Source organism: Pseudofrankia saprophytica (assembly GCF_000235425.2).
Taxonomy (GTDB): domain Bacteria; phylum Actinomycetota; class Actinomycetes; order Frankiales; family Frankiaceae; genus Pseudofrankia; species Pseudofrankia saprophytica.
This window is the reverse complement of record NZ_KI912266.1, coordinates 2464765-2476204: the sequence shown is the minus strand read 5'-3', so window position 1 is coordinate 2476204 and position 11440 is coordinate 2464765. Positions and strand designations below refer to the sequence as shown.

Sequence of the window (11440 nt, the reverse complement as noted above, 5' to 3'; positions counted from 1 at the left end):
GCGGCCGCGGCCGCTCGGGCCGCTCCGCGGGCGCGGACACGCTGGACATCGCGCCGGCCGACGACGACGAGGACAGCGCGCCGGAGTCCCGCGCCGAGTCGGCCTGACACGGCCTGATCGCACAGTCTGGGAGCGGGACCCCTCGGGTCTCGCTCCCAGACTGCTTCTGGCTCCCGGACCGGTCTTGGTCCGAGGCCGCGCCTCAGTTGTGGGCCGCGCCTCAGTTGTGGGCTCCCGGTTCGGCCGTTTCGGCGCCCGGCCGCGGACGCGATCAGCTCCTGGCGACGCTCAGCGTCAGCCGGACCCACGCGACGCGGCGACAGGCAGGGCAGCGCAGCAGCGACGGGTGACGCGGCCGGATGACCGGCAGATGCAGGCTCGGGGTGAGCAACGCCAACGCGCGCCGGGCGCCCACCATCGTCGCCTGCCTGCACCGGGAACAGTGCACGGTCACGCCTGAGCCGTGCGGGGCGGGCGGGTGCTCGCCGCTGTAGAGAGCACGCTTGCCGTGCACGTCACGGCCGATGGCGCCCGGCCGGGACGCGGATGACGGCGAGCCAGGCCCAGGTGGGCGCCCGGTGCGCGGCCGCAGCCGGTCGAACCCGGCCGACGCGTCCCGCGCCCGGCTGCCCGCGCCCTCAGCCACACTCACGGCTCCAGCCGTGCTCTCGACTCTGGCCATGTCCCCGTTCACCGGCCGATGCGCGACAGCGCGACCGAGGCGGCCACCTCAGGCGAGCCGTCCACCAGCCCACCGTCGACCAGCTCGTCGTCTTCGGCCAGGTGGTCGTCCGCCCGGCCGAGGACGGGCAGCGCACCGGCGAGCAGCGCCTCTGGGCCGACGCCGGGCACCGGGCCTGGTCCGAGCCCCGCGATCGTGCGGGCGTGCTCCCGATAGGCCTGCGCGCCCTTCGACCGGGCCGCGGTGGTGAGGATCGAGCGGCCGATGCCCGGTGCCTCCGCGAAGCGCACCGAGCGGGCGACCGGCGGTTCGAGCACGCTGACCTGGTAGCGGGCCGCGACGTCGGCCAGCACCGCCCGGCTGTGCGCGGTGCGGCCGTCGAACAGGGTCGGCAGCACGCCACGAACCCGGAGCTTCGGGTTCGTGAGGCGGCGGACGTCGTGCACGGTGTCGAGCAGCTGGCCGACGCCGCGGTGCGACAGCGTCTCGCACTGCAACGGGATGATCACCTCGTCGGCGACCGTGAGGCCGTTGATGGTCAGCACGCCCAGCGACGGCGGACAGTCCACCAGGACGAAGTCATAGTCGTCGACGATCTCGGCGAGGGCGAGCCGCAGCACGTGCTCCCGCCCGGTGCGCGAGAGCAGCACCGCCTCGCAGCCGGCCAGCTCGATGGTCGCCGGCAACAGGTCCGACCCGTCGGCCGTGCGCAGGACGACGAGGCCCGCGGACAGGCGCCCGAGCAGCACGTCGTGGACGGACAGCTCGAGAGCGTCCGGGTCGAGGCCAAGCGAGAACGTCAGACAGGCCTGCGGATCCAGATCGACCAGCAGAACTCGCTGGCCCAGCTCGGTCAGGGCGGCGCCGAGGCTCGACACAGAGGTCGTCTTGGCGACGCCACCCTTTTGGTTGGCGACAGCGAGAACGCGGGCCACGACGGAGAGTGTGTCAAGCGTGACCGTGTGGTCACAACCTGCCTCGCCCGTAAGTGTCACGCCGACTACTTAGGTCCCGCGCGCGGTGGGTGCGCGGACCGCCCGGCGCGGAGATCGACGGCGCGACCGCCTACAGTCCTGCACCGTGCCTCAGCTCCCCCGGGTCGCCGTGCTCGGCCCCGATCTGACCGGCGCGGTCGGGCTGGCCGCCCTCGTCGACGGCGGGATCGACGCCACCTACCTCGGGGCGCCGACGCCGGCCGCCGAAGAGCTGCTGTCCAGACGCGCGCTCACCGCCCGCCGCGTCGCCGGCCCGGATGACCACGGCGACGAGCCCGTTTCGCCGAGCGCCCCGAGCGAGGGCGGCGCCGACTTCGCGCCCGTCGTCAGCCGCGCCGGCGCGCGGGAAGACCCGCGGCGCGGCTTCCAGATCAGCCTCGACGGCCGGTCCCTCGGAAGCTGGGACGCCGTCGTGGTGACCGCGGCGACGGTCGCCGCCGTGCGGACCGTGATCGGTGTCGACGACCCCTGGTACGGCGGCGTCTTCCATCCCCGGGCCGACGGTGTCTACCTGATTGGCGGCTCCGGGGGCGGCGGGGTGGCCGGCGCGGCGGCGGGCGGGCCGGCCGGGCCGCGACCCGCGGGTGAGGCGGGTGAACTGGCCGAGGAGGACGAGGCGCCAGCATCGGGCCCTGGCGGGCGGCTCGTCTGGGCCCAGGCCAGCTGGGTCGGCGAGTACCTGCGCGGGCGCTATCTGCTTCCGGCCTACCAGGCGATGCTCGACCACCCGGGGCTGCGTCGCGTGGGCCTGCGCCGGCGGGGCACCTGCGGCTACCTGCGCGCCCTGGAGCGCGAGCTGCGCGCCGGCCGCGCCCGCGCCGCCGCCGCGGGCTATCCGCTCCCGATCCCCGCCGCCGGCCCGGGGCCGGCCTAGGCCGTGTCTGACGGCCTCCGGCCACGCGAGGCTCCGCCATCATCGCGTGGCCTTTGGCCTAGGCCGTGTCTGACGGCCTCCGGCCACGCGAGGCTCCGCCATCATCGCGTGGCCTTTGGCCTAGGCCGTGTCTGACGGCCTCCAGCCACGCGAGGCTCCGCCATCATCGCCATAGGGGTCCCCGGGAGGTCGGCGCCAGCCGATCTTCCGGGGGAGCGACTTTGGCCTAGGCCAGCTTGCGGAGACGGCTGGCGGCCTCGCGCAGGGTCTCCTCCCGTTTCGGGAACGCGAACCGGATGATGTGGCGGCCGTCGGCCGGGTCGGCGAAGAACGACGAGCCGGGGACGGCCGCGACGCCGATCTCGCTCACCAGCCGCCGGGCGAACGCGACATCGTCTCCGGCCGGGTCGAGGGCGCTGGTGTCGCACATCACGTAGTACGCGCCCGAGGGTTGGCTGACCCCGAATCCGACCTCGGTGAGCGCGTCGCACAGCAGGTCGCGCCGGGTCCGGTAGGCGGCCGCGAGATCGGTGTAGTAGCTCGTCGGCAGGCCCATCGCCGCCACGCCCGCGGCCTGGAGCGGGGCCGCGGCGCCCACCGTGAGGAAGTCGTGCACCTTGCGGATACCCGCGGTGAGCGCCGCCGGGGCGATCGTCCAGCCAACCCGCCAGCCGGTGACCGCGTAGGTCTTCGACAGCGCGTTGACCGTCACCGTGCGGTCGGCGAGGCCCGGCACGGTCGCCGGCGGCACGTGCCCGCCGGGACCCAGGTAGTGGATGTGCTCGTAGATCTCGTCGGTGATGACCAGGACGTCGTGGCGCTGGCAGAGCTCGGCGATGACGTCCAGCTCGGCCTGGCTGAACATCTTGCCGGTCGGGTTGTGCGGTGTGTTGATGACGATGGCCCTGGTGCGGTCGGAGAAGGCGGCGCGCAGCTCCGCCTCGTCGAAGCTCCAGTCCGGGGCGCGCAGCTTCACCAGCCGCGGCACGGCGCCGGACAGCACCGCGTCCGGGCCGTAGTTCTCGTAGAACGGCTCGAACAGGATGACCTCGTCGCCCGGGTCGACGAGCCCGAGCATCGTCGCGATCATCGCCTCGGTGGCGCCGCACGTGACGCAGATCTGGGTGTCCGGGTCGACGTTCCAGCCGGCGTAGGTGCCGGCCACCTTGGCCGCGATCGCCGCGCGGAAGGCGGGCGCACCCCAGGTGATGGCGTACTGGTTGTCGTCGGCGTCGATGGCCGCCTTCGCCGCGTCCTTCAGCTCGACCGGGCAGGAGAAGTCCGGGAAGCCCTGGGCCAGGTTGACGGCGCCGTGCGCGACCGCCAGCCGGGTCATCTCCCGGATGACGGACTCGGTGAACGTCGCCGCCTTTGCCGACAACCGGGCGGCGCCGACCACTGGAGCCGGCTGCGAGTGCGAAATCTTCGAGGCCACCAGCCCATGATGCCGCCATCCCCACCGAGTCGGTGCTCATTGCCGGGACGGCACCCGCGTCGGCCGTCAGCCCGGCGTCTGCCCGCCCGGTGCCTGGTTGCCCGATGCCTGGTTGCCCGTGTTCTCACCGTCGCCCGCGGCGAACTGCTCCGCGCCCGCCCAGGGGGCGATCTCGGGACCAGCGGCCTGGCCCTCGGGGCAGTGGCGGCGGAAGTCACACCAGGAGCACAGCGGGCCGGGACGGGGTGGGAACGCCGCATCGGCCGGCTGCCCGGCGGCCAGCTGCTCCGTCGCGGCCACCGCGTCCACCGCGATGGACTCGGCCCGCCGGATGTGCCGAGCCAGGCTTTCGTCGGTGTGCTCCGCCACGACCACCCGCCCCGTCGGCAGGTGGTGCAGCTCGACCCGCCGACAGCGCTGCCGCAGCATCCGCTCGGACGCGAACGCGTACAGCGCGAGCGCCGGCGACGTCCGGGCGTCGCCCTCCTCCGGCGGGCGTCGACCGGTCTTGTAGTCCACGACGACCAGCTCGCCGTCCCGCTCGTCCAGCCGGTCCACCCGTCCGTGCAGGGCCAGGACGTCGGTACGGGTCGCCACCTGGCGCTCCACCGCACGCGGCGACATCGCCGGGTCCAGCCCGGTGGCGTACCGCTCGCACATCGCGGCGGCCCGCTCCCGGGCGGCGGCCGACTGCTCGTCGTCGCGCCAGCCGTCCCGAACCCAGCAGGCCCGCAGCAGCTCGGCGGCCCGTCCGGGCGTCCGGGCCGGCTCGGGCTCGTCCCACCAGCGGTGCAGCGCGTTGTGCACGCTCACGCCCAGCGAGGAGTGTGCCCAGGGCGGCCCCTTGGGCGGGGCCGGCCGGTCGAGGTAGGTCATCCGGTAACGGCGCGGGCAGTCCTCGAACGAGGCCAGCCTCGTCGGCGTGCAGCTGAACAGCCTGCGCGGCATCTCATCCAGCAACAGCTGCGCCATCGCGCTCACTCCTCCGGTGCGGGGCAGGGTTCAGGGGGCTGGATCTCACGTTCGGCCGCGGACCCAGGCCGCGCGGCCTGGCCGCGGAGCCTGGCGTGGGGCGGGTCGCGGGCCAGGTCACGAAGGTCGGTCGCGGATAGATCATGGCACTCGGCACCGACACTTCTGGATCCCCGGCGGCCGCCGCGGTGGAGCAGCACCACGCTTTGTAACTGGACGTAACGGCTACAGCCTGGCATGCTGCTCCGCATGGAGCGCAGCGCAGTCGCTGTCGTGCACGAGTCCGTGCACGACGCATCGCGCCAGTTTTATGGGGGCCGGGCTCGGTCCCCCCTGTGCCGCTGACCTGCGCAGTAGACAGACCGATGGCCCGGACGCCCCGGGCCTTTCTCGTGCCTGGGCCGTGCTGAGCCCAGACCGAAAGGTTCCCCGTGAGCAACACCGTGGACGCCAGCCTGGATGGCACCCTCGCCGCCGGTTCGGCCGCGCCGACGGCGCCGACCATCGCCTCGATCGACGAGGGCCGTCGCCTGATCGACAACCTCGACGTCCAGCTGCGTGACCTGGTCGCCGTCCGCCGGGACATCTCCCGGCAGATCCAGGCCCTGCGCAGCGCCGACGGCGGACCGCGCGTGCAACATGGCCGCGAGAACGAGATCATCGCGGCGTGGGCCGACGAGCTGGGCCCGCGCGGCGTCGAGATCGCGCTCGCGGTCCTGACCCTCTGCCGCGGTTCCCTTACCTGAGCGGTCGCGGGGTTCGGCCGGCGTCGCGGGGTTCCGCCGGCGGGGTTCCGCTGGGAGGGCGGGGCTGACCGCTAGCTGGGACCCGGCTGGTCCTGGCCGGCTCCTCCCGGCTCCGGTCCCCGGTCATCCGGCTCTGGCCCCCGTTCGTCCAGCTCCGATTCCCGGCCGTCCGGCTCGTCATCGTCCGGCCCGTGGAACGCGCCGTACTCCGCCGCGTCGTCGGCGAGCTGCCGCTCGCGCCAGTCGGGCGGGAGGATGTGGTCGAGGACGTCGTCGACCGTCACCACGCCCACCAGCCGGCCGGCGTCGTCGAGCACCGGCGCGGCGACCAGGTTGTACGAGGCCAGGTAGCGGGTGACGTCGGCGAGCGGGGTGTCCGGCCGCAGCGGCCGGGTGTCGATGTCGATCACCGCGCCGACCAGCGTGGACGGCGGTTCGCGCAGCAGCCGCTGGAAGTGCGCCAGGCCCAGGTAGCGCCCGGTCGGTGTCTCGTAGGGCGGGCGCACGACGTAGATCTGGGCCGCGAGCGCCGGTGACAGCTCCGGCGCCCGCACCCGGGCGAGCGCCTCGGCGACGGTCGCGCTCGGAGCGAGGATGACCGGCTCGCTGGTCATCATGCCGCCGGCGGTGTCGTCGGCGTAGCGCAGCAGCTGGCGGACGGGCGCCGCCTCCTCCGGCTCCATCAGCTGGAGCAGGCGCTCGGCGTCCTCCTCCGGCAGCTCACCGAGCAGGTCGGCGGCGTCGTCCGGTCCCATCGCCTCCAGCACGTCCGCCGCCCGGTCGTCGGCGAGCCCGCCCAGCAGCTCCACCTGCTCGTCCTCGGGCAGCTCCTCCAGCACGTCGGCGAGCCGCTCGTCGTCCAGCGCCGCCGCGACCTCCGCGCGCCGCTTGTGGGACAGGTCGTGCAGCATCGAGGCCAGGTCGGCCGGCCGCAGCTTCTCGAACGCGGCGAGCAGGTTCGCCGCGCCCTGGCCGTCCTCAGGCAGTGAAAGCCCGCCGACCTCGTCCCAGGCGACGGTGTGCACCTCGCCACGCCGGCCTCGCCCCACCCGCACGGCGACCTGGTCGAGGATCCACTCGCCGCCCCGGACGGGCGAGATCGCCGCGTCGAGGACCGTCACCTCCCGACCGGTGGCCACCTGGGCGACCCTGCGGTCGAGCAGCTCACCGAGGACGAGGGTCTCGCCGGCACGCTGCGCGAACCGGCGCCAGCTCAGCCGGGCCGACGAGAGGATGACGGCGCCCGACTCGACCCCGGTGACCCGGTTGATGGGCACGAAGATCGGTCGATGCTGGACCTCGACGGCGAGCCCGAGAACCCGGGGCGGGGCGTGTCCGAGGCGCAGCGTCACCACGACGTCGCGGACCCGGCCGACCTGGTCGCCGTTCGGGTCCAGCACCAGCAGCCCGGCGAGCCGTCGGCAGTACACCCGCACCGGCGTCGGCGGGCGCGGCGCGCCCGCGCTCGTCACGGCAGGCTCGGCGCGGCGGATGGGCGCAGGGTCACCGCGCGAGGCTACCCCCGACCGGGCCGGTCAAGCGGCGACGGGCCCACCCGGGGGCAAAACCGCCCGTACGGGCCGAATGGGCCCAGGCGCCCGCCGCCGTCTTCCAGAAGATGGCCAACCCATGGGGACATGCGACCAATGCATTTCCTGACAGCCAGCAGCCGTTGTACCTGGATTCGGAACCGCGCTAATGTGCCGAACCAGGCGACCCGTCAGCCATCGCCGCCCGGCGCTTGTCAGCGTCCTGACCGGCCCGGTGACGTATCGTGCAAAGGACGGACAGAATGGCCAGCACACTTGCCTACCGACTGCGCAACACCGTTCGTCTCACCGGATTCGAGATCGTCCGGACCGCGCCGGATGGCAACATGCTCGCCTATCACCTACACGAGCTGCTGAACCTCTACCGGATCAACTGCGTGTTCGACGTCGGTGCCCGTCAGGGTGAGTACGGCCGCTGGCTGCGCGGGACGGGCTATCGGGGCCGAATCGTCTCGTTCGAGCCGGTGCGGGACAACGTCCGACACCTTCGTGCCAGTGCGGCCCGCGATCCCGGCTGGGTCGTCGAGCCCTATGCGCTGGGCGCAACCGAGGGCCGCGCCACCATCAACGTCACCAATTTCACCCATTTCAGCTCATTCCGCGTGCCCGGGCGCCTCGCCGCCGAGCTGTACGCCGACGAATCGAAGGTGACCTCGACGGAGGAGGTGGCGGTCCACCGGCTGGCGGACGTGTTCGACGACGTCACCAGCGGGATCGCCGAACCGCGCGTCTATCTGAAGATGGATACCCAGGGCTTCGACCTAGAGGTGCTCCGGGGTGCCAGGCAAGCGCTGCCGAAGGTGATAGCACTGCAGTCGGAGATGGCAATTAAGCCGTTATATGAAGACAACCCGACCTTCGACCAGGCGTGGCCTGAGATCGCCTCGTACGGGTATTCACTGTCCGGCATGTTCCCGGTCTCGCTGGATCCGCGGCTGCGGATGCTGGAGTTCGACTGTGTGGCGGTGCGCGACGAGTCCGCGGCCGGCCTCGGCTGACCGGACGGGAATGGCCGGGACCGCCACCACGCCCTGAACGATTTCCTCCCGCGCCGGTATGGGCACCGCCGCCCGGCAGGTCAGCGCGCCCGCCCAGCGGCGCCACGGCCGCCGGACTGGTGAGGGAACCCACATCGGAGCATGATCGAAAAGGGCTTCGTTCTCGGGCGCCGGCAACGCCCTGCGGCTACTATCTCGATCATGTCGCTACGTCCTCGCCGCTCATGCCTCGCGGTTCCTGGCTCGTCAACCAAGATGCTTGGCAAGGCACAGGGCCTGCCCGCGGACCAGATCTTCTGCGACCTGGAGGACTCCGTCGCCCCCGGCGCGAAGGAGTCGGCCCGCGACAATGTCGTCGCCGCGCTGAACGAAGGCGACTGGACCGGTAAGACCCGGGTGGTGCGGGTCAACGACCTGACCACCAAGTGGACATACCGCGACGTCATCACGGTCGTCGAGGGCGCCGGGCAGAACCTCGACTGCATCATGCTGCCCAAGGTGCAGACCGCCGCCCAGGTGGAGTGGCTCGACCTGTTGTTGACCCAGATCGAGCAGGTCATGGGCCTCGAGGTCGGCCGGATCGGCATCGAGGCGCAGATCGAGAATGCGCTCGGCCTGTCGAACGTCAAGGAGATCGCGTTCGCGAGCTCCCGCATCGAGACCATCATCTTCGGCCCGGCCGACTTCATGGCATCGATGAACATGCCCTCGCTCGTTGTCGGAGCGCTCAACCCTGACTATCCGGGTGACCCGTTCCACTACGTCCTCTTCAAGATTGTCGAGGCGGCCCGCGCCCGCGGCGTGCAGGCCATCGACGGCCCATTCCTGCAGATCCGCGACGTGGATGCGTTCCGCGCCGTCGCGAAGAAGTCCGCCGCGCTCGGGTACGACGGCAAGTGGGTGCTGCATCCCGGCCAGATCGACGCGGCGAACGAGGTCTACTCGCCGCGCCAGGAGGACTACGACCACGCCGAGCTCATCCTCGACGCGTATGCCTGGCACACCTCGGAGGCGGGCGGTCTGCGCGGCGCGGTCATGCTCGGCGACGAGATGATCGACGAGGCGAGCGCGAAGATGGCCCAGGTCATCGCCGGAAAGGGCCGCGCCGCCGGCATGCAGCGAACCAAGAAGTTCGAGCCGCCGGCCAGCTGAGGACTCCCCCGGGCCGCGCGGTGACGGCGGCCCTTCGGGCGCCCGGCCAGGGAAGGTGTGACCGGTCGCACGCCGACCAGGCCGACGACATGCAGGGCGACATACAGGAGGGATTGGGAGATGGGCAGGATCGCGCAGACCGACGGTCTGACCGACGTCCAGGCCGACATCCTGTCGGCGGTGCGCACCTTCGTGGACAAGGAGATTCTGCCGCACGCGACCGAGCTCGAGCACAAGGACGAGTTCCCGCACGAGATCGTCGAGCAGATGAAGGAGATGGGCCTCTTCGGGATCACGATTCCGGAGGAGTACGGCGGGCTCGGCGAGTCGCTGCTCACCTACGCGCTGGTGGTCGAGGAGGTCGCCCGCGGCTGGATGAGCGTCTCGGGCGTCATCAACACCCATTTCATCCTCGCCTACCTGCTGATGCAGCACGGCAGCGAGGAGCAGAAGCAGCGACTCCTGCCGAAGATGGCGACCGGCGAGATCCGCGGCGCTTTCTCGATGAGTGAGCCAGGTTGCGGCTCAGACGTCTCGGCGATCACCACCCGGGCCGCCCGGGACGGCGACGAGTACGTCATCAACGGCCAGAAGATGTGGCTGACCAACGGCGCCCGGGCCGGCGTCGTGGCCACCCTGGTCAAGACCGACGAGGGCGCGAGCTCTGTCTACAAGAACATGACGACGTTCCTGCTGGAGAAGGAGCCGGGTTTCGGCACCACCGGTGGGATCACCATTCCCGGCAAGCTCGAGAAGATGGGCTACAAGGGCGTCGAGACCACCGAGATGGTGCTCGACAACCACCGGGTGCCGGCGACGTCGATTCTTGGCGGCCCCGAGGCCGCCGGCAAGGGCTTCTACCAGATGATGGACGGCGTCGAGGTCGGCCGGGTGAACGTGGCCGCCCGCGCCTGCGGAATCATGATCCGCGCCTTCGAGCTGGCGATCGCCTACGCCCAGCAGCGCAGGACGTTCGGCCACCAGATCGCCGACCACCAGGCGATCGCGTTCAAGCTGGCCGAGATGGCGACCAAGGTCGAGGCCGGCCACCTGATGATGGTCAGCGCCGCCCGCAAGAAGGACCGGGGCGAGCGCAACGACGTCGAGGCCGGCATGGCGAAGTACCTCGCCAGCGAGTACTGCTACGAGGTCACCACGGACGCCTTCCGCATCCACGGCGGCTACGGCTACTCGAAGGAGTACGAGATCGAGCGGCTGTTCCGCGAGGCGCCGTTCATGCTGATCGGCGAGGGCACGTCCGAGGTCCAGAAGCGCATCATCAGCCGCGCCCTGCTCAAGGAGTACAAGCTGGCCTAGCCGGGCCGGTGGTGCCCCGGGCGGGGAGCGCCGGGGCACCACCGGGTGTCAGCCTGGGCACCACCAGGTGTCAGAGGTAGCGCCTGGACGGCTCGACCATGGCGCGGACGGTCTTGCCGTCGTGGAACTCGCCGATCGCGGTCATCGCCCACACCGGGGTGTTCGGCACGCGCTGCACCTTGCACATCACCAGGCCGGTGGCCGGCTTCGACTCGGAGAGGTCGAACCTGACCAGCTCCTGGTTGGTCAGGTCGTCGACCAGGCGGCAGTAGGCCCGCCGCACCTCGGTGAACGGCTGGCCCTGGAAGCTGTTCACCGTGAACACCAGCGTCGTCACCGTCGGCGGCAGCGCGCCGAGATCGACAAAGATGACCTCGTCGTCACCCTCACCCTGGCCGGTGAGGTTGTCACCGGAGTGGCGCACGGCGCCCTTCGCGCCCTTCTTCGACATGAACCAGACCTTGTCGGTGTCCTTGCCGCGGGCGTCGTACAGGATGCAGGACGCGTCGAGGTCGATCGACCGGCCCTGCATCGCCGGGTCCCAGCCGAGCGCCATCCGTACCCGGGTCAGCGGCGGCGCGCCGGTCTTGACCAGCGAGACGGCCTCACCCTTGCGCAGCGACACCCTGCCCTTGTCGAGATTGACGGCACCGGCCGCCGCGGCCGGGCCGGGCGGCGGACCCCACTGCTGACCGGCCGGCGGCGCGCCGGGCGGCGGC

11 protein-coding genes are annotated in these 11440 nt (G+C 71.8%); 5 read left to right on the top strand and 6 right to left on the bottom strand.

Translation table 11 applies throughout. The annotated features are described in order from the left end of the window. Positions 1-271 precede the first annotated feature (271 nt). A complete protein-coding gene (locus FRCN3DRAFT_RS43785) occupies positions 272-652 on the bottom strand; it encodes a hypothetical protein (protein ID WP_027140442.1) in 381 nt (126 codons plus the stop codon). A gap of 38 nt (positions 653-690) precedes the next feature. Continuing rightward, positions 691-1617 (bottom strand): ParA family protein, encoded by a 927-nt coding sequence (locus FRCN3DRAFT_RS43780; RefSeq protein WP_083401441.1) that lies wholly within the window; start codon positions 1615-1617, stop codon positions 691-693. A 145-nt stretch (positions 1618-1762) separates the two neighbouring features. Between FRCN3DRAFT_RS43780 and FRCN3DRAFT_RS0210320 the strand changes: the two genes are divergently transcribed. Continuing rightward, positions 1763-2551: a hypothetical protein gene (locus tag FRCN3DRAFT_RS0210320; protein ID WP_007519892.1), complete on the top strand. Its 789-nt coding sequence runs from the start codon at positions 1763-1765 to the stop codon at positions 2549-2551. A gap of 226 nt (positions 2552-2777) precedes the next feature. Here the strand turns inward: FRCN3DRAFT_RS0210320 and FRCN3DRAFT_RS0210315 are convergent, their stop codons facing one another. Together FRCN3DRAFT_RS0210315 and FRCN3DRAFT_RS43775 are read right to left on the bottom strand one after the other, a co-directional pair. Continuing rightward, positions 2778-3986, bottom strand: coding sequence for an aminotransferase class I/II-fold pyridoxal phosphate-dependent enzyme (locus FRCN3DRAFT_RS0210315; RefSeq protein ID WP_007519894.1), 1209 nt, complete (start codon positions 3984-3986; stop codon positions 2778-2780). Positions 3987-4052: 66 nt separating this feature from the next. Continuing rightward, positions 4053-4958: a RecB family exonuclease gene (locus tag FRCN3DRAFT_RS43775; protein ID WP_007519896.1), complete on the bottom strand. Its 906-nt coding sequence runs from the start codon at positions 4956-4958 to the stop codon at positions 4053-4055. Positions 4959-5389: 431 nt separating this feature from the next. Here FRCN3DRAFT_RS43775 and FRCN3DRAFT_RS0210305 point away from each other — a divergent pair, with 431 nt between their 5' ends. Beyond that, complete coding sequence (locus FRCN3DRAFT_RS0210305; RefSeq protein ID WP_007519898.1) at positions 5390-5704, top strand: chorismate mutase; 315 nt, start codon at positions 5390-5392, stop codon at positions 5702-5704. A gap of 71 nt (positions 5705-5775) precedes the next feature. Here FRCN3DRAFT_RS0210305 and FRCN3DRAFT_RS49375 read toward each other — a convergent pair whose 3' ends face one another. Next, entirely contained in the window at positions 5776-7176 is a 1401-nt protein-coding gene (locus tag FRCN3DRAFT_RS49375) for a magnesium transporter MgtE N-terminal domain-containing protein (protein ID WP_007519899.1), read from the bottom strand. A 320-nt stretch (positions 7177-7496) separates the two neighbouring features. On the opposite strand from FRCN3DRAFT_RS49375, the gene FRCN3DRAFT_RS43765 reads away from it, so the two are divergent. The 3 genes from FRCN3DRAFT_RS43765 (at position 7497) to FRCN3DRAFT_RS0210285 (ending at position 10721) form a co-directional block, all read left to right on the top strand. After that, positions 7497-8252 carry an FkbM family methyltransferase gene (locus tag FRCN3DRAFT_RS43765; RefSeq protein ID WP_007519900.1) on the top strand — a complete coding sequence of 252 codons (756 nt, stop codon included), beginning with the start codon at positions 7497-7499 and terminating at the stop codon, positions 8250-8252. Positions 8253-8393: 141 nt separating this feature from the next. Continuing rightward, on the top strand, positions 8394-9404 hold the full coding sequence (locus tag FRCN3DRAFT_RS0210290) for an HpcH/HpaI aldolase/citrate lyase family protein (protein ID WP_483414348.1): 1011 nt from the start codon (positions 8394-8396) through the stop codon (positions 9402-9404). Between the two features lie 120 nt (positions 9405-9524). Then, positions 9525-10721, top strand: coding sequence for an acyl-CoA dehydrogenase family protein (locus FRCN3DRAFT_RS0210285; protein WP_007519902.1), 1197 nt, complete (start codon positions 9525-9527; stop codon positions 10719-10721). A gap of 70 nt (positions 10722-10791) precedes the next feature. Here FRCN3DRAFT_RS0210285 and FRCN3DRAFT_RS50625 read toward each other — a convergent pair. Further along, positions 10792-11440, bottom strand: a 649-nt coding sequence (locus tag FRCN3DRAFT_RS50625; protein ID WP_007519903.1) for a TerD family protein, incomplete at its 5' end; no start/stop codon positions are given.